Annotated in this window: 1 protein-coding gene; it reads left to right on the top strand. The window is 57.1% G+C overall.

What is annotated here, in order from left to right:
* Positions 1–192 precede the first annotated feature (192 nt).
* The gene (locus ABEA92_RS17775; protein ID WP_345685188.1) at positions 193–21,351 is read left to right on the top strand and encodes a hypothetical protein; all 21,159 of its coding nucleotides are present in this window, start codon (positions 193–195) and stop codon (positions 21,349–21,351) included.
* Positions 21,352–21,882: the final 531 nt, after the last annotated feature.

Genomic DNA, 21,882 nt, shown 5'->3' on the forward strand with positions numbered 1-21,882 from the left:
TGGAAAATGAAAGATTGAGTTTCAGCGTGAAACTCGTCTAGAGCCGTGTTGCGGTTTCGACTACTAATAGCTCTATAGAACGTCAGGAAATTGCGAAGATTGTCTCAAGGACGCTTTGATTCTGACCGACTTGCGTTGGCCACGAAGGCTGACATTGACAATTTTCCCCGAATGGATTTGGGATCTTCAGCGATGAAACTCGACTCACTCCTTGCTCAGCTGCGCCGTCGCTCCCGTCTTGCCGCCACTCGTAAGTCGTTACGCAAAAAGAACTCTCGCAACCGTCTCGCGACACGACGTTCGTCGTTTGAATCGCTCGAACGACGGCGACTGTTAGCATCCGATGTTTCACTCAGCGGTAACCAATTGGTGGTGACCGACAATGACAATGCCAACGATGCGTTTACGGTCGAGATTTCAGGTGGCAACTATGTGATCTCTAATAACAGTCCGATCACCGCTAGTGGAATATCAGATTCCGATAGTGATCCCAATAAAGTCACGATCGCGGTCGGGTCAATCACCGGGGTGAACGTCAACGCCGCCGGCGGCAACGACGTGATCACGCTGAAAAACTTCGCCGGCAAATCGGCAACGCTCAGCGGAGGTTCCGGCAGCGATACGTTCAAGTTCGATGATGCCTGGGGCACCGCGACGATCGTCGACGCTGGTGGCGGCACCGTCGACTTCTCGGACGTTAGCGTCCCCTTAGGGGTGACTCAGTCCAGTGGAAACGTCGTCGTGCAAGCGAGTGATTCGAGCGAAGTCAGCTATGCAGCGGCCAGCAATTTTTCGGGGCTTCCACTCGTCTTGGATCAAACCGCCGCCCAAACCGCACTCACTGATGGGCTCGATGAACTAGCAGACTTGGGTGGCGAGCTTGAGTCGTTTGACAAGCTGGTCGAGAAAATCGAGCTGGTAGGTCAATCGATCGGTGATTACCTACCGATCGGCGAGATTCTCGACCAATCTCTGACGCAGCCTATCGCGGCCTATTTTTCTAGCCTAGGTTCGGATGATCCCGACTTGGTTGGGCTGCTAACTGCCTTGGACTCGCTCAGCGGCAGCAGCTACTCCGGTCCCGGCGATTTGACGTTTACAGTCGGCGCAACCGGAGTGATGAGCGGAGATGTGATGACGCTGGACCTCAGCGTCGTCGCGACGGTGACGCACTCGGCTGTTTCGCTTGATCTTGGCGAGACCATCCTGGGGCTCGATGGGGCACTCGAGGAATTGATGACGACCTCTGGCGTGACCGCCAATCTGACCACTGGGTTTCAGTGGGATTTCAGCGTTGGCGTGGATGCCACCGCCACGCCGTTCTTCTTTGCCGATTTTGACAACGATATCAGCGTCACTGCTGACATGAATGTCACCAATGCCTCGTTTGACCTCAACGCGGGGTTGCTTGGCTTGGGCGTCGGGCCGCACGGGCCGGCGAGTGCGTCCAGCACAATCGTTTTGGATGTCGACACCACATTGAATACCCAAGCGTTGATGGGGATGGACGGCACCAACGGCGGCGCGTCCGACGGAGTGCTGCGGATCAACGAACTGCAAAACACAAATCGAGTGAACGTCTTCGCCTTGGACACCGCTGCGACCGCACAGCTGGACATCGACCTCTACGCTACGGCAACCGACGTGACGGGGGTCACCGATGGCACCCCCGCAACGATTCATTTCAGCGACGATTTGTTCACTGCCACCACACCAACGTTCAGCGAAAACTTGACTTCGCTAGGAATCCAGGACTTTTACAACCTCAACGCCAAATCGGTGCTGCAAGTGATGCAGCAGTTCGGCAGCTACTTGGACGTGTTGGGTTCGAAGACGTTTGAGAATGAGCGACTGTTGTTAGGGACCACCGCCATCCTCGGTGATTTGGTTGACGTCGACGGTTTGTATGAGGACGAGTTTCTCAAGCGAATCGAATTGCCACCGCACACCGCCGCCACGCCGCTAACCGACATCGTCGGGGTGCCCGAGTCGGGCGAAACATTGAGTTCATTGTTGGGGACCAGCGGTGATAGTGCTCCCGAATTCACGGTTACTTTGCGTGATGGGACTGCGTTTGATGTCGATCTCGATGGCACCGCGACATTGGCCGATGTCGCAAGCCGTATCCAAACCGCATCGCCAGGGACTGCGAAATTTGAGGTCGTCACCGAATCCGATGGTGCATTGTTTTTGGTCGATAAAACCAGTGGTGCGTCGGACAGCGACAAGTTTCATGTGACCGCCAAACAGAACGGATCGAGCGAGGATTACGCAGCGGCCGCCAAGTTGGGTTTGACCGCGGTTGCGGTGAAGAAGGACGTCGTCGGCGATGAAACTGACGAATCGGTGATTCAATTAGCACCCAACCCCGGGGCAAACTTTGCAACGCTTCAGCAGATGCTCTCGCTGCCCACCGGAGGCGGTTCCGCCTACACGACCGTAGGTCCAATGAGCTATGACGCGACGACGACGACGTTCCGTTTCACGCTTGACATCGCCAAGACCTTTGCGGATTCAACCGACACGCTGAACCTACCCGATTTTGGATCGCTGAGTGGTTTGAGCACGACCAGCAGTATCGATCTTTTGAATCCCACCGCGGCACTGCATCTGCCGTTTGAACTCGCGTTGACGAACGTCGGCTTCGACACGCCGCTGTCGTCATCGACGCCGATTTCGCAGTTGAACTTGGGTGCCGGCGTCGCACTGCTCGAAGGTGTCGACGACATTCGCGTTCATCTTGCCGATGGGACCACGTTCGCTGTTGATTTTGATCCCACGCTCGCCTCGGTCACACTGGCGAGCCTCAACGCAGGCGCGGGCGTGCCGACTTCGGGTGACGCCAGCGCCGACTTGCAGTTCACCTTGAACGATGGCACCACCTTTGACGTCGATTTGGATGCTGCGGTGGCTTCGACAAACGCGGCACCGGTGACGCTGGGTGAATTGGTCGAAGCCATCGGAGCCGCCGCCGATGTCGCCGACGCGATCACCGGGACCGTCGCAGCAGGCGCCGCTGCGAATCAGTTGATCGATTCCTCGGCACCCTTCGGAGCGGTCGATAGCTTGGTGGGGCGTCAAGTGGTTGTCGGCGAGCAAACCGCGACGATCACCGCCAACACCGCCGACACATTGACGCTGAGCAGCGACTGGAACACGCCACCTACCGCTGGCGACAACTACGAAGTGTCAAGCCGGTTGACGGGATTCGCCAGCCTTGATGCGGCGCGTGGCACACTCAGTTTGATCGATGCAACGACGCCGGTCGGCGCGCCCGCTTTGGCAGTGACCGGTACGTCCGCCGCCTCACTCGGCATTGACGGTGCACCAGAACAACGCAACTTCGGCGGCAGCACGTTTACCGCGATTGAACATTCATTGGTGACACTGGGTGACTTGATTGGCAAGATCGAAGCGGCAGCGACGGCGGCCGGTTTGACGCTGCCAAGTTCATCGTCGTTCTCAGCGGGTTGGGATTTTGATGTACAGATTGCCGATGCGGGGATCGTGTTGGTGGATCGGACGTCAACCGCAGCCTCGATTACCGGCACTGCGGAAAGCGGCGCCGCAGTCGACGAACTTTTGGACACCGCTGCGTTTACATCGTTTGCCGCAGACGCCTTGGTGGGACACGTCGTGACGATCACCGGTGGCACCGGCGCAGGGCAAAGTGCAACGATCATTGCCAACACGGCCGATACGTTGACGTTGGATTCCGATTGGGACACCGCGATCGATGCGACTTCGACATACACGATCGCTAACGAGCTGATTGTCGCATCGCTGAACAATTCCGGAGCCCGCGTCAGCCTTGGTTTAGCCTCCGAGGCAAAGGATCAAGCCTCCGTTTCCGATTCACGGCTGTTTGACGGCAATGGTGGCGTGGTGGTTCGCACCAACGGCACGACTGCCGCTGATTTGACCATCACTCTCAGCGGAGGAGGCACGTCGTTTGGTGTCGATCTCGATGGCAGTGTGATGCCCGTGACGATCAATGATTTGGCGGACCGAATTGCGGACGCCGCCACGAGTGCCGGCGTGACGACGGCTGCTTTCGAAGTCTTTACCGATTCAGGAACTGGGACGATCTCGCTGATTGATCGCGGACGGGCCGGCGCAGTGTCGACGTTTACGGTCGCCAATGCCGGAGGCAGTTTTGCCGCGACCGATCTTGGGTTGGCCAGCGGTTCGGAGGTGAACGTTGATTTCAGCACCCCGGCCGGCAACGAATTGGATCCCGAGTTTGTGATCGAGCTGAAGTCACCGGCGAAGCTGCTCGGAGGCGATCCGTTGCACGGTGACACCGCGGCAGCCCACTTGAAAGTCCAGTCCGATTCGACACCGACGCTGCAATTCGATCTGGATGTATCCGCATCGGGGGCCAGTGGTAGCGGGCATTACGGCGCGTTGGCGGTCGATTTTTCGGATTTGACGATCGCGAGTGCGACATCCAAGGTCGCAGCATCGTTGACGTTGGAACCATCGACGGTGGGGCAATTGTGGGGCGGTTTGGGCAACCCGTTCCCTTGGTTAGTCAACGACCAGGTGAACTTTACCAACTCGCTCGATCTGAACATGAAGCTGCAGCCGGTGCCCGCGATCACGGGAGTCAGCAGTGGGCTGAAAACCGATTTCGAGGTCGATATCAGCAACCTGTACAACGTGCGTGACAATCTTGAAATCGTCACGCCGGTCATTCCCGCAGTGGATGATGTTCAAAGTCTGCTTGTCGCCGTCGAGCACCTCACGCTCGCCGATATGTTTGACTATCTCGATTCGGTGGGCGATTACCTTGTCGAACTTCAGACGCAATCGAAGCTGGCGGATCGGTTGCCAGGCTTCTCGAAAAGTCTCGGAGAGTTGTTTGGTTTTGGCAAAGCGTTCCAGGATCGGGTGCAAGAACTAAAAGCGTTGCCTGAGGAACTGCAGCCCAAATCGCTACAGTCGCTCAATGCTCAATTGTCCGCGCCTTTGGAAGGTGCCTCGTTGGTTGCGGGGTTAAGTTTCGATGCAGCGAACAAACATTTGATGCTCGATTTGCAGCTTGATCTCGACGCGATCAGCACGACGCTTCCGGTTTCCTTGGATTTGACCAAGTTGGGGATCGATTTAACGGCTCAGGGACTGCAGAAGGTCGCTGCGATCGTCGATACGCTCAGCGCTGCCCCGATGCAAGTTGATGCGGACGGGGTGGTTGAAGTCAGCCTTGGGATTGATTTGTCCGATCCAAATGCTCCATCGCCGTTTCTAGCCGGAGCCGCTGGATCCGGTTCGGGCACCGAAGCTTCGTTTGACATTCAAGGTGTGAATGATGATGCGTTGACCTTCACCACGCTGCTGGGCAGTCTGCCCGCCCAAGTCATTAGTGGTTATGTAATTCTGGACGCTGACGGAGCCGGGGCCTCCACCGCGCCGGCCACCTACACGGTCGACCTGCAAACCAACACCACGTTGACATCGCCAAGCGAAGCACGCGATGCTGCTTCGGCTGCGTCGACGGCGATCCAGGTGGCAGGTGAACTGGATGCCCAATTTGAACTAGCCTTTCCTGAGCAAGTGATCCCCAGCGATGCGCCCACGACGGTGCCGTTCATTACCGCCAGCGTCAGCAATATCAACGCTCCCGCCGGCGGCAGCAGTTCGCTGACGACGAACCTTGTCGGCGGCGCCGGCAACTGGCCCACATTCGAGGATCTGACCAAGAATTTCTCGCTCTCCGACACGATGGACGGATTTAAGCTTGGGTTTTATGACCTATTCACCAAGCTTGACGCGGCGCTAGACACCTCGTTGTTAGGGAATGAATTGCCGTTGGTCGGCAACCAATTGGCCGAGGCCGCTGATTTTCTGTTGCAGATGCGTGATTCGGTTGTCGACAACTTGAATTTATATGGCAAGTCGATTTCGATCGACTCGGTGCGTCAAGGCATTTTTGACGCATTTGGTCCCGGGGGCTTCGATTGGTTACAGAATGACCCTGCGTCCGGCGACAGTGTCGTCAACATCGACGATGTCAAAATGGTCACCGATTCAGTGACGGTAGAGGGACGCGAACTCGTCGTCGGAGTCGAGTTTCAAATGGACTTGGTCGCTCCGACGGAAACGCTCGAGTCCCCGGTCGATCTTGATCTGTTGTTGCCGGGGCTGGGGTTAGAAATTGACGCACTCGCCGATGTCATGCTCGGATTTCACTTGCCGTTGTCGGTCGGTGTCAGCATTGCGGATGGCGTCTACATCGACGTCCAGCGTGCCAATGATCTAGAGATTGTCCTGGACGTCGCATTGCCGCAAGCGGCCGTGTCGATGACGGGCGACCCTCAATTGACGTTCACCAATCCCGTGACCGGAGCTCCCAAGATCAGCCGTGATTCCGGCAATTGGATCCTCGATGGATTCCGCATCGGCCAAATCATCGAGGTTCGTCATTCGGACGCCAACAACGGCCAATATGTGATCGCCTCGATCGATCCGTTCGGTTTGGAATTAACGCTCGAGTCGACCGATGCCAATCTTGCTCCGACCTCCAGTTCGCTTGACCGCGTGGTCGCCGAAGGTCCGAAAAGTGGGATCAGCATCGAGGTGTATCAGGTTTCGCTGACCGGACGCCCCAGTTTGACGTTCACCGACGTGACCGAAAACTTCACGCCGAAGTTACTCGAGTTTGCGAATCTGCCACCTCAGACGTTTACGATCGATCTGCGTGACGAGATCACTCGCAGCAGCGGTAGTTGGGTCGACGATGGTTTTCGTCTCGGTGATTCGATCACAATCACCGGCACGAGTAATAACAACGGTGTCTACACCATCCTGGCAATTGATCCTTCGGGACGAACGATCACAGTCGACACCGTACTGCAAAACGAAACCTCGTCGACCGGTATTGTGCGAAAGGATGAACTGCATGGCATGACCGCCACGATGGGCGTATTGCCGTTTCGGGTTTGGGATCAAACGCCACAACAATCCGAGATGTCTGGCACGTTTGTAATCGATTTCTTGGATCCTTCGGTCATTGGCACCCCGCGGTTGTCGCTGAACGATCTGATTGCTGCGGCCCCGTTTCCCAACATTCCACAAACTGGATTCAGTGCGGCCCCGCTGCCAACGTTGTTGAGTATCAGCGAGAAGGTGGGAGCGGAGTTCACGGTAAACCCGATTTCATTGGATCTCGAGACCGATCTGCCTACCGGCGCCGCGTTTCCGCCGTATCGCATGCAATTGGATATCACGAATTGGGATTGGGATGTGACGTCGTCGTTGCTCAGCGAAACGAGCACACCGTCAATCGCATTCAATGATGTTCAGTTCGAGGTGGTCGGTTTTGTTCGCGATTTTCTAGGTCCTGCGATCACTCGGATGAGCGTCGCACTGGAAGCGGTCGATCCACTTTTGGTCTTTTTGCAGAGCGAGGCGATGCCGATTGTGTCGCTGTTGTTTGGCAAAACCTCCTACGCGAGTGCTCCCGGCACGTTTGGCGGCGAGACTCAGATCGGGGACTTCACCGGTGCCGCCACAGCGCTTCGTGCGTTGGCCGACGGAGGCAAACCGTTCGAACGCGACGCGATCGGCGAATTCTTTTCGGATCTGTTTGAAAACCGAGAATTCGACGACATCACCTTGCTGCCGATCATGATGTTGACTGGCGAAGAGTGGATCGATATCGGCAGCTTCGTTGTCGATGGATCGGTGGCGCGAGGCCAATCGGGCGATTTGTTTGACCCCAGCGTCAACGCCGAACGAAGCTTTGGATCGCTCAAAGACAAGCCGCTGCGGATGACCGGCGCGATCGACGTGAACTTCTCAGCGACCACGATCACATTGACAAGTGCCGAGAGTGCCACATGGATCGACGCCGGCTTTGCCGTCGGGCAAACGATCCGTATCACCGGAGACAACAATCCAGGGACGTATACGATCGCTTCGGTCAGCGATACCGTGCTGACGATCAGCGGCGGAACGTTTGCGACCACAGGGTCGTTTGTCGGATTCCGTGGCAGTGATATCGCCGTGCAGAACGCGGATGGTTCGCGATCCGGTTCGATCCTAGGTCAAATCGCAGCGATCGCTCGCGACACGTCGAGCTCGGCTCACGAGGCGGCGCAAAGTTTGGTGGCCACCCAATTATTGCCTGGACGAAAGAAAGTCGAGGGGATCGGTGGGTTCACGAACAAAATCATCAACAACGATCACTTTCAACAAGGATCCGGATTGACGTATGACGCGATCGCGTTGCCGATTTTTGAAGAGTCGTTTGGGTTATTGCTCGGTGAAACCGGGTTTGATGGACGCTCCGAAGCGGACAGCCATCTGATGACCTATAGCACTCCCGAGTTGTCGTTGATCTTGTATCACCTGCAACCATTGACGTGGGAAAGCACGATCGGAACGCTCGTCAACAAAGCGGTCGCCAAGGTCGTTGGTAAACCACTGGATTCCTACAAGTATGCGGTGCCGTTTATCTCGGTTTCTTTCGAAGCCCGCGCCGATTACACAATGGCCTTTGACACCACCGGGTTGAAACGGCTTGGCATTACCGGCAACGCGGACGATATCGTCGATGGATTCTACTTTGACGATTTCGAAGGCGTCGAACCGAATCCTAGCGCGATCGGAAATTTGAACGTCGGAGCAGGCAGCCAATCGGGTGCCGCCAGCGGACTCGGGGCCAGCGGCGCCAGCACGTGGATGGATGAACCGCAAGTGCGAATTCTCGGAGGCGTCGGACTTGGTGTTTTTGTCGATCCGTTTTTGGTGATCGCTGGCGGAGCGCTGAAGGACTTTATCCAAGCCCGTGTGGGTTTTGAGTTGTCGCTGCATCTCGGCCAGGATCAAAACTTTCACGACCCCAACGGCGATGGACGTGTCCGCGCGAATGAATTTGATATTCTGACCAGCTTTACGCAAAACTATTCTGCGGGGACTTATTCCGGCGACGGAGACGATGCGTTTGATGATGGGCTGCGGATCGAAGTCCGCGCAGATGTCTTCGCCAGTGTGAAGGTCGGGATTTTTCTGACCCATTCTGCCAGCGATTTTCCGCTGCTGCCGATCGGTTTCAAGTTGATCGATATCCGCGTGAACCTGATCACCATTGGGTTTACGATCCCTGTGAATCCTGCTGACTACTCGGCGATCGTGCTAGGGAACCGAGGCGGCGACGGCGTGCTGACGCTCGTATTTCATGACGGTCAAGACACCGCACTGTACATCGGTGCCTCCAGTGCGCCCGATGATTCCGGGCGACAAAACATCGTGGTCTCAGGACGTCATTTCCACCAAGAATTCAAAGACGTGGTTCGCATCACAGGCGTTGGCGGAACGGGAAATGACAGTGTATTTGTCATGCCCAATGTGTTTTTAAGCGTCGATCTGAATGGCGGCGACGGCAATGACATCCTGGTCGGCGGTTCGGGCAACGACAAATTGGTTGGCGGTAGCGGCGACGATATTCTCGATGGCGCCGGCGGCAATGACACGCTGTGGGGTGACGACGAAGCAGGGGTGCTAACCGGAGCAGATATCCTGTTCGGAGGCGACGGAGCGGATACGCTTCGCGGTGGCGCGGGACCGGATATCATTCGCGGTTGGCGAGACGATGACGATATCGATGGCGGCGACGGCGACGATTTAATCGATGGCGGAACCGGCAATGACACGGTCCAAGGTGGCACGGGCGTCGACATTATCCTGGGTGGTATCGGTCGCGACACGCTTCGCGGCGGTGCCCAACGTGACCGCATCGAAGGCGGACGCGATGCCGACACACTGTACGGCGAAGATGGCGACGATTTGCTGTTTGGCGGTTTCGGTAACGACACCATCGATGGTGGCGCGGGCGCCGACGCGCTGTACGGCGAACAACACAATGACTTGCTACAAGGGGGATCCGAAAACGATACGCTCGATGGCGGTTTGGCCAGCGACCGGATCCAAGGAGGCGATGGCGACGATTTGATCAAATCACGCGATGGCAACGATATCCTCGATGGCCAATCCGGTGATGATACCTATCAAGTGCTGTTCGTTGCTGGAAAAGCCAACTCGCTGATCAAAATCGTCGAGAGCGGGCCAGCCGAAGACACCGATATCTTTGTCGCTATCGGGACTCTGTTTGATGACCACTTCCTGCTGCGAGCCAGCGTCAGTGGATCCAACGCGTTTGTCGCGATGTTGAGCGATCCCGATCACGCTCCGACCGATCCAGCCTATGATCCCGCCGTCCAGCGGATCAACTACCTTGGCGTCGAGCGTATTGTTGTCAACGGAGGCCTTGGCAACGATTACTTTGCCGCCGACGATACCGCCGCCGAAATCACGCTCAATGGCGAAGGGGGCGAAGACACCTTCCAAATCGGCCAATTATTCCGCAGTCAACGAAACGAAGAAGACGCCAACGTTTCGGTCGACGATGTGTTTGCCACCATCGAAACCACTCGCGGTTTTCTGTCCAACGGCATCAGTTCGCCGATGACCGTCAATGGCGGACTTGGCAACGATCGCTTTGTCGTGTTCCACAACAAGGCCGTGTTGTCGCTAAACGGTGACGAAGGGGACGACGATTTCGAAGTCCGTGCGTTCGCACTGGTTGGTTCACGCGAACCCGAACGTGCTCGTACCGACATCACCGGCGGTGCCGGAGCGGACCTTGTGCAATACGCTGTCAATGCACCGGTTCATATCAACGGAGGCGACGGATTTGACACGCTGACCGTGATCGGGACCGAATTCGGCGACGATTTTGTCATCACCAATGCCGGGGTTTACGGTGCCGGATTGACGATCGATTTCACCAACATTGAATCGCTACGTGTGGATGGTGCCGAGGGCAATGATCGTTTCTTTGTGCAAAGCACCTCGGTCACGTTCTTGACCGAACTTTTTGGTGGGCTCGGCGAAGACACGTTCAATATGTCGGGCGACACACCGCCGGTTGTTAGCAATGACTTGCTTGGCCACAGTGGGATCATTGCCAACGATGTCACCTTTTCGAACGATTTGCGTTACCAAGATTTGAAGTTGTTTGGCGTTTCCACGAACGTTGCTGACAACGATGAACCGTTTGTCTCGATTCGCACTAGTGGTGGATCGAGCATCATCAGCGAGACGGCATCGACGGATGATGCATCGCTGCTGGATTATTACGAAGTCGTGCTCACGCGAGCCCCGCTGCTCGGTTTTGATGTGCTCGTCAAAGCACTCGCCCCGCTGCCGAGTCCCGATCGACGCGAACTCGGTGCACTGGCGTTCCGTTTGACCAGTCCGGCGAGCGGAGCAGAGGAGAAGGCCGATGGTTCGGCTGTGACCCTGCGATTCACCGCCGATAATTGGATGATCCCTCAACGAGTGGAGATCCGCGCCGACGGGGTCACTCAACAGGACACGGGGCTGCTGTTCACACGGCCTGAATTGTCCGAAAGTGCATCGTTCACTTACAACGATGCCGCTTTGGAAGGCAAACAATCCGCAGTCGTCAATCACTTAGTCGTTTCCAGTGCGGCATCCGTCGAAGGCCAACCGGTGGCCGTGGTTGATCAGCCGACGATCACGATTGCCACCAACGAACCGTTCTACAAATTCCTGGGCGAAACCATTCGAGTCACTCTGGCCGACGGCGTGACCGTGCAAGAACGCCGGATCGACGACGCTCGATTGGTCGACGGGAACATGCAATTGACCGTGGATCGATCATGGTTGGCGGGCAGCCAGTTGCCCGATGTGGCCAGCACGTATTCCATCGACTTGGACGGCACCACGTTGTCGGGCAATCCGTTGTCAGCAGCCAATGCCACCTTCTCGATCATCGATCCGTTGGATCCGACGAACCCGTTCTTGGACAGCATTGACGATCTGCTCGGTCGCCAAGTCACGATCGTCGACGGTTTGGGCACGGGGCAGAGCCGGTTCATTACCGGGGCCGAAGGCAATGTCACCTTGACCGGTTCGCAAACCGCAATCTACTCGCCCAATGTCGCTACGTTCGCCTTGGATTTGACACCGGGAGACCAGCGAGTGGATGTCACCTCGGGGGGCATCCTCAAAATCACCGTGCAAGGCGACTTTGATCAAACCAGCGAATACTTGACCGTCAATGTCGATGGTAGTGAAATCCAGTCGTTCTTCAGTGGCAGCGATGGACGCTGGTTTACACCAATGACGGCGTCGATTGCACTGACGCAAACCCAATTGCAAGCGATGCTCGACGATGGGCACATTGATTTGTCATTCACGCCGTCGACAAACGTAAACGATTTTGATGGTTACTACGGCACCTCGCGGGTCTCGTTTGATTTGCAGTTTACCGCTGACGCCAGCACCGCGACGTTCCACAAAGGAATTCTCGGCGATCTGAATCTGACACTCGACCGAGGCTGGAAGCAAGGCGATTCGCCCGATGTCGACAGTAAATTCCAAATCCGTATCGATGACGCGTTGATCGGCAAAGTCACCGGGATTGACGAAAGTCCGGTGGGGCTGCCCGTCGATCCAAGCTTCCCCGCGGAATTGGATACGCGAACGACGTTTACCGCCAGTGCTGCGGACTTTACCGATGCAAGTTTCGGTCCCGAAGGGCTACGCGGCGCTACGATCGAAATCGTCGGCGGACCCGGTGCCGGCCAGCAGCGTTTGGTGCTGGGGGCATTGAATAGCACGACACTGATTCTGAACGGAGATTGGCGAACCGATCCCGTCGCCGGAGAAAGTTTGTATCGGATCGCTCGTTACGACGGGTTGGCGGTCGCCAGCGTCGGTGTGGAAATTCACGACAACGACGAAGCCAGCCTGATCGTCGATGAAACCAAGGGGATCAACTCGAGTGTCACCGGTTCCGTGGTTAAGGACTTTGACACGATTACCTCGGTGATCGAAGGAGGTGACGGTGATCACTTGGGCGAACGCGACGTGGTGCTTGTCAAACTTTCACGTCAACCGACCGCGGCGGTGAACGTCACGCTGCAATACGATGGCACCCAATTGACGCTGCAGAAACTGGACGGCAGCCCCATTGCTGGAAACGTGTTGACGTTCGATTCCGCGAACTGGAACACCGCTCAACAAGTCGTCGTGGTCGGCTCGCATGATCTTCTGCGAGAAGGTTTTCATACCAATCTGATCCAATTTGTAACGACTTCGGCCGACGTCGATGCGGTGCTCAATAGGACCGATGATTTTAAGATTGCCGATGGGGAGTCGGTTGAGTTTGTCGGGCTAAGCAAACAGCCACTGTCGATCACTTCGGTGACCTACAATGGTCAAACTCTGAGCCAATACGATCCGCTAGTACCCTCGGGCACGGCAAGCAAGCCCGTGTGGCAATCGATCAGCAACAAGATCGTGTTCCGCGCCGGGGGCGATATCACGACCGTGTTGGGCAGCGATCTGCACGTCAGCTACACGTACAACAATCCTGGGTACCAGGACGTGTTCACGCAACCGGTGCTGGTCCGCACCAGTGATGCGGACGCACCAACGGTGCTAGTGCGCGAAACCGATGGGTCAACCGATGTGGTCGAAGGAGCCGCTTCGTTCTTGACGATTGAATTCAGCGGGGCTTCGTTTGCCGACAATAGCCTTGTCGATCGAACCGTCACCGTATCCGGTGGCAGCGGTGCAGGACAAACCGCCACGATCATTCGCAATACCGCCACCACGTTGACGCTGGACCGCACCTGGAGCGTGTCGCTGGACAACACCAGCACGCTGACGATCTCGAACGATGTGGTCGCGGGTTTCTCAGTTCCTGGCACGGCAACCGGCACGATCGCCGTCGCTTACCAACGCGAAGCCCACCAGGTTTACCTGGTCGCAGGAACGAGCTATACGTTTGACCTCGAGGGTTCGGCGACAGGCAAAGGATCCAATCCCGATCCGTATCTGTGGCTGTTTGACAGCTCCAACCGCCGTGTCGCTCACAACGATGACGGTGGCGTTGGATTGAATTCGCGTCTGGTGTTCACCCCCAGCACCTCCGGAATGTACGTATTGTCAGCAGGCGGTTACTCCAATCGCACAGGCAGCTACACGCTGAGCACCCAGTTCACGCACGACATTCCTGGCGACGCCACGACACCGGCACGCTTGTATGTTCCCGATTCCTCCGTCACTTGGATCGATTCGGGGGGCGATCAAGATTGGTATGCCGTCTCGATGTCGGTTGGCAACAGCTATTCCTTCGATATGCAAGGTTCCGCGACCGGTCATGGAACGCTCGCGAACCCGCTGCTGCGATTGATCGATAGCAACGGCAACGAAATCATCACCAACGATGATGTCGATGGCGCGACCAATCGCAACGCTCGGATCACCTACGTGCCTACCATTTCCGGCACTTATTATGTGTCGGCCCAGGCCGCTGGCGGTTCGACCGGGACGTATCAATTAAGTACCACCACGACGCCCGCGGTCTTGTTGGTGACGTCCAGCACGATCGAATCGTTCGAAACGGACAGTTATGAATTGGTGCTGACTGCCGCTCCCGACGACGGCACCGGTTCGGGACGCGTCGAAGTCACCGTGACTCCGGAAATCACGAAGACCACTCGCACCGGCGGTGTTCGGACCGATGCGAAACAGGTCACGATCTACAACTTGGACGGTCTGCCGACCGACCGAGTGCGTGTCGATCCGAGCAATCCCGACAATTTGATCATCAGCTTTGATGAATCGAACTGGGACACTCCGGTTCGCATCGGTGTGCGAGCGATCGACGATGCCAAGGTTGACGGTGGCGATACCAAGGTGTTCGCCGACGGACCTAACACGCTCAGCGAGATCCTTGGCCCAGTCGTCGTCGATGGCGCCGGTGGCGAAGGTTCGTTGGTCGGCATCGGACCTCCAGAAAAATTCCCTTACGAAACCAATGTCAAACAGAAAACCGGCGACGTCGAGTCAGTCGATGGCTTGGATGTGAACCTGCCTGTGCTGACGACGGAGCAATTGACGCAGTTGGGTCTGGCATCGGATCTCAGTAACGTCAGTGACCTGGTCGGTAAAACGATCGAAGTGGTCGCGACGTATCCGACCACCGACTGGTTGAGCGTGTTCCCATCGGCGACCACGGGCAGCCCGAATGATCCGGTCGTGGGCCAGTTCCGCTTGATCACCGCAGCGACCGTAAGCGGCGGCAAAGTCACGCTGAGTTTGAACGAGCGTTTTGGCGTCGGCGGCAACACCGTAGGCACGATCACTCCCGGAGCGACGTCGGATGTCGAGGTAACGCTGTCACGTGAACAGCAATTGAAGCTGGGGATCGGTAGTGCCGATGACCTGCTTGGTCGCTACTTGGAAGTCACCGATGCGGCTGGCGTGAAAACCGGCGAAGGTGAAATATTGAGTGCCGTCGACAATGGCAACGACGTGATCACGATCACGGTTGCAGCCGACTTTACCGCAATCGCTGCCGACATCGATGGATTCTTTATCCGCTCGGACGATTTGATCAAGAGCTACGCCATCACTTCGGAAAGTTTGAACTTCTTCGTTACCGAGTCCAACTCGGTCGACTACATGTTCATCCACGACGAGGACAGCCCAGCGGACAGCACCGGTTATCTGACCGATTCCCGTTTGTGGGGACTGAACATGGGGCCGGATATCACCATCGGTGGCCGGATGCGTGCTGGCGGAATCAGCTACGGAAACTTGGAAGTGCTGCAGGTCGATTTGGGCAGCGGCAACAACGACTTCCACGTACTTGGCACTCACACTCGTCGTGATGATCCGAACACGGCCGCCGACGAGACCTATCAAACATGGACGTTCCTCAATTCCGGCGACGATGTCTATTGGCCTGTGACCAATCGCAAGGGCGATTTGGTCAACGTCCAGCTGAACGAGCTGGATGATGCTGTAATCACCGGCGGAACCGTGACCAGCGGTGCGAACGCATCGGCAACCGAGTTCACAAAGCTGGTCGATGCAACGTCACCGTTTGGCAACAACGACAGCATGATCGGGTTTAAAGTGACGATGACCAATGCCGCCGGCAGCGTGCAGCAACGAACGATCCTTGGCAACACGGCCGACACGCTGTGGTTGGATGGAGTGTGGAGCGAAATTCCAGTCTCTGGCGATGCCTACACGATCACGAACCAGACCGATGGTGCCTTCGCAGTCAACGCCCAAGACGGTGACGATACGATTGACGCCAGCGGATCGACTCTCGGTATCGTTGCGTTTGGTGGACTCGGCGATGACCGAATCATTGGCGGCGACGGCGAAGATATCCTGTTCGGTGACCAAGGACGTGTCGATTTCTTTGGCGACGATGATGGCAACGGAAATCACCCGATCGTCACGCGTTTGGGAACGACGCCTCAGCCGATTAGCGGCACGGTGACTGGCGATTTCGGTAACGACGCGAACCTGGTCGATGCGAACGCGGCATTCCCGATCGCCGATGGCTTTGATATTGGGTTGGTCGGTCTATACGTCGATATCAACAACGGTACCGGGTTCCTGCAAACGCCGCGATTGATCACCGGTGGCGATGCAACCTCGCTCAGTATCACGCCCGACTTTACCGAAACGCTCGACGCCACCAGCGCCTATCGCATCTCGACATATCCCGAGAACCAAACCGATGGCGTGGTTCGGCAAGCCAATTTGATCCTGACGGTTAACGATGCCGCCGGTGGTAACGATGTGATCCGTGGCGGGCTCGGCGACGACCAAATCTTTGGCGGTGCCGGCGACGATGATTTGTCGGGCCAACAAGGCAACGATATCCTGCTTGGCGATACCGGCGTGATCGATCGGGCCGCCGTGGCTCCGGTCACAGGAACGGCCGTTGCAAGTTTGGTGCAATCGGTTCGCACCAAATCGCCATCGATCGGCGGCAGCGACATGATTTCGGGTGACGAGGACAACGATATCATCTTCGCTGGATTTGGGACCGATTACGTCAATTTTGATCGCGCCGCGACGCCGCTAACCGGCGAATCCGGAAACGATTTGATCGTGGGCGACAACGGCAATGCCGACTTTGATGTGTCCGCCGGTGTCTCGATCCTGGTGCAACTCGAGACCAATGAACCGACGCACGGCAGCGACGATTTCATCACGGCGGGCGAAGGCGAAAAGATTATCTTTGGCGGTGCCGGCAATGATACCCTGCTGGCTGGCGGCGACACGCTGCCCGATATCGTGATCGGCGATGAAGGAATCGCCGTCTTTGATCCGACCAGCGGCATTCGTACGCATGTCGCCACCACCACGACCAACATCGGTGGCGATGACACCATCACCGCTGGCAACGCCTTTAATATCTTGCTTGGCGGTAGCGGTTCGGATCATATCACCGGAGGCGATTTGCAAGACGTGATCCTTGGGGATAACGGGCGAGTCGAATTCACCGCGTTTGATTCCGATCCGACGACGCTGGATCAAATCATTACCATTGATCCAACGCTCGGTGATGTCGATACGATTCAGGGCGGTTCCGGCGATGACATCATCATCGGCGGTACCGCAGGCGATGAAATCCATGGTGGGGATGGCTATGACATCCTGTTTGGTGATCATGCCGAAATCGATTACCGACGCCCCGTCGATCGCAATGTCGTCAGCCGCTTTATCACCGCAGCCGATGGTGGCGGAGACGACCAAATCGACGGCGATGGTGGCGATGACTTTATCTTTGGCGGCCAAGCCAATGACACCATCAACGGTGGCACAGGCCAAGACGATATCGTCGGCGGACATAACGTGCCATTCGGTGCCGATGGCGATGATACGATCGACGGCGGTGACGAAGCCGACGTGATTTTGGGTGACAACGGGATCATCACGCGGACGCTGTTGAGTGTCGGGCTGGGCACCTGGGAAACCTACCTCGCTCCGTTTGACTCGATTGTGATTCGCGAAGTCCAACCGTTTGATGATCGCGATTTTGTCCAAGGCAACGATACACTGCGAGGCAGTGGCGGGATGGACATCCTTCGCGGCCAACGCGGTGACGACGAAATTCATGGTGGTGACGATGATGACGAGATCATCGGCGGCCTCGGCAGCGACACGATCTTTGGTGAGGGTGGACAAGACTTTATTCTTGCCGATGCAGGCCAGATCCTTCGTGATTTCAACGACGATGGCACTCCGCAATTGAACAGCGACGGCACGTGGCACCGCGATTTGTTAACCGAAGAAATCGGCCGCATCACCGATATCATTCCGATCGACCCGACGGGGCTGGCGAATCCGCCATCCGACTTGGCTGCACGTTTGCTCGCCGCCGACCGCGTCGTGCTGTCCGGCGTCAATCTGTCGAACGGGTGGAAAAACACCGACGACCTGACTGGCCAATGGCAAACCGTGGCAATTCTGATCGACTTGGTCGATGCCGACGATGACATCGTCGACGGCGGCGACGGCAACGACATCGTGTTGGGCCAACGAGGCGACGATACGCTGCGTGGTGGCAACGACAACGACACGCTGATCGGCGATCACGGCATCAACACTGCCCCGATGGAAACCGATCTACCGCAAATGGTCGACTCGATCCGCTTGATCGGCGTGGATGCGACGGCAAACCAGTTGTCCGGAATCACGGTGGAATTGCCAGGATTCGGGCAAGTGATTGTGCCCGAGATGGTAGCCGAGCCAGGCGACTTGGTGGCCGAGCGTCCTCGTTGGGATCGTTTGACCAGTGTTAACAAAAAACTCGCTGAGATCGCGGGGCAAGATGATTTGAAGACCAGCGACGATTTGTTGCTCTCACCGGCGATCTCGATGACGCCTCACTTCATCGGTCACGCTGGTGAACTCGATGGCAATGACTCGCTGTTTGGTGACGACGGTGCCGATTTGCTGTTCGGTGACAAGATGATCGTCAGCAGCGACCTGCAAACGGGGCTCACGCCGATCAACGAAGCGATCGATCGAGCAACCGGCGCGGTCGCGGGGGTGATGTACGCTTTCGAAGGACTTGCGCTGGACCAAAGCGTCGTGAACTTCGAGATTGATCATTTGGTCAATGACCAACAGCGAATCGAAGTCGGCAACGACCATCTCGAAGGTGGCGACGGCGACGACACGCTGGTTGGCGACAATGCCACCTACGCAATGCCGATCACCCGGACGCTTTCGGGCAGCGAATCGGTTGTCGTTAAATCGGCCGCACTGCAGCAGCATTTGGCAGATCTCGAAACGATCGCCGACGACGCATCGCAATGGGTCAGCGTCGCTCACCTTGACGTGATCGATCGGTTGCTTGCCGACGCCGCGGCCGCACGTCCTTCGTTGCCTGCGGTCAGCGGATTTGGAATCGACTTTGTCGAGCACCACCAAATCATCGTCGGTAACGACGTGATTCGTGGCGATGAAGGTGACGATACGATCGTCGGCGGCGATGCAAAAATCGTGGCCCCGTTGATCACCGGAACGACCGCTGATTTCCCGGACACGAAGATCGTCGAAGGATTGACGGCAGATGAAATCGAAGCGGTTGAAACGCAATTGTGGACCGAAGCTCGCGAGCAGGAACGTGAACTTGCCGAGCGACGTGGTTTGCGGCTCGTGAAAATGGACGCTGAACTCGCTGGTCGTACTCCCTTGGACCGGATCGCGTACGTTCCGTCGCTCGATCGCGAGCTCGACAATGACGATATCCAAGGCGACGAGGGAGCGGACTTGGTGATCGGCGACTATGGCGTCATCGCCGCTCCGTTGGTGTTGGATGCACCGACGACCGCGACCGAGTTGCGAGACCTCGATGCTCATGTCGAGGTGGTATTGGAACAATATTCCAACGCGGATCGCAACGAAGTGCCACGCAGTTTTGATACGCACTTAGGCCGAGCACGCCACGCCACCTCAACCACCGACGCGATGGCTCCCGAGTCGCGTCACAACGCAATCGATGGTCGCTGGGAAATCGGCGGAGACGACATGGATGGCAATGTCGGGGATGACACGCTGTTGGGTGATAACGCATCGGTTGTCGCGCCGTTTGTTGTCAACAATCCCGGTCAATCCGTGACCCTACGTCGCGCCGGCTACGTCGTCGCGTACGTTGATGATGCGATGGAATCATTTGTCGACAATCCCGTGCTTCGGCGCGTCAACATTTCGGTCAGTGCCGATTCCATCAACGGTGGCGATGGCAACGACGTGCTGATGGGAAGTGCCGGAGATGACAATCTCAATGGCGAAGCGGGCGATGACGTCGTCCTCGGTGGCAACGGCAACGACAGTCTTCGTGGTGGTACCGGCGACAACGAAGTTCGTCGCGATGGGGGTGACTATCCACGACTCGATTTGCATGATGCAATTGGCGTTTTCGTTTCGACGACGCTGACACCGACGACGACTCAGTTGTTGTTGGATGCGGCCAACGGAGCCGACAATTTGGCGGGCTGGGCCGTGGGTGGATCGGGTAGCGGAGCCGATGGCGGCGACGGTGAACCCGATGCCCCCGCACCCCCGGTGGCTCGTACTGCATCGTTGACCGGAACAACCGTTGCCGTCACCGGACAACCGATGGTGCTTTCCGGAGCGATTACCGATTTGCCTACGGGAGCAACACCGCGGTTGTTATGGGAAGTGAAAAACGCGGCCGGGGAAACCGTGGCGATTGGCAAGGGAGCAAGTTTTGAATTTTTGCCCGCACTGGCCGGTACGTACACGGCGACTCTGACCGCGACCGATAGTGAGAACGGGTTGGGCACGGCTTCGGTTTCGCTGGACGTGCAAGACATTCGCATCGTCCCCGATCCAGATCATCCCGGGCAATCCATTTTGATCTTGGGCGGTAGCCAGTTTAATGATGACATCAAGCTGCAAGACGTTCGCCGCGAACCCAACTCGGTCGAAGTCCGGCACAGTCGTGGTGATGCGTGGACAAGAACCACCTACACCAACATCAGCCGCATCGATGTGTACGGCGGCGAAGGCAGTGATGACCTCTCGGCGGATCGTCAACTGACGATTCCAGTGCGGCTGTTTGGCGGTGCCGGAGATGACAAGATCCGAGGCGGTGCGGCAGACGACTTCCTTGACGGTGGTGCCGGCGATGACCGGCTGTACGGTTTCGACGGCGACGATGTGCTCATTGGTGGCTGGGGAGCCGATCGGCTCGACGGCGGCGATGGCGATGACTTGATGATCACCGAGTTCATGAGAACCGATGCCGGCAAGACCGAACCCGACGTGATCCTTGATCGCTGGTCCGGAACCAGTTTGTCAGTGGCCGATCGAATGGCGACGTTGATCAGCGATCTCTCGGCGGCGATCTCGAGCGACGGAGCGACCGACAATTCCGACGGTGATCAAGGCCAGGACGCGTTCTTCACCGAGTTGACCGACGACCGCCGCGAACGTCGCGGCGACAACGACCTCGTCACGCTGTTCTAATGTCGTTGATCGCTCCGTGCTTCACCCTCCCAGCTTGCGTCGGGAGGGTCGGAAATCGAGCCTTCAGCGAGATTTCCGGGGAGGGCTGGTGACACTGAACTTGCACGTCGACATCTCTTACCCCGCGAGCCGCAATCGCCCCCGGGCCGGAGGCCGACACACAGCCTGCTATTGGCGTGAGCCCACGGTTCTAGGCTCCGGCCTGCTGCGTTGCTACTCGACTCGTTTGCATGTCGTAGCTACGCTTGCCAGAGCGTGGATGCTGACGAAACCGTGGCTAACGCCAAACCGAGGACGCTGTGAAGCATTTCGTAGCGGAACTCGTCAAGAGTTTCGGGGGACACTCGCCGTGGATCGAAAGTCTTGACGACTTCCGCTACGTTGAAAAGACACAACCCTTATAAGAAAAAATTCTTCATCGCGTTGGCCAAAATGGCTAACTCAAATCAGCAGCACGCTGCCGCATTTGAGGGTAAGATAGAAGCCTCGCCCTGTTCGAATCCCGCCCTCCCCGACGATGCACCCTGTGTC

This window comes from Novipirellula caenicola (assembly GCF_039545035.1).
Lineage (GTDB): Bacteria > Planctomycetota > Planctomycetia > Pirellulales > Pirellulaceae > Novipirellula > Novipirellula caenicola.

Coding starts and splice junctions, on each gene's coding strand:
- ABEA92_RS17775 (WP_345685188.1), top strand. CDS start 193: ATGAAACTCGACTCACTCCTTGCTCAGCTGCGCCGTCGCTCCCGTCTT.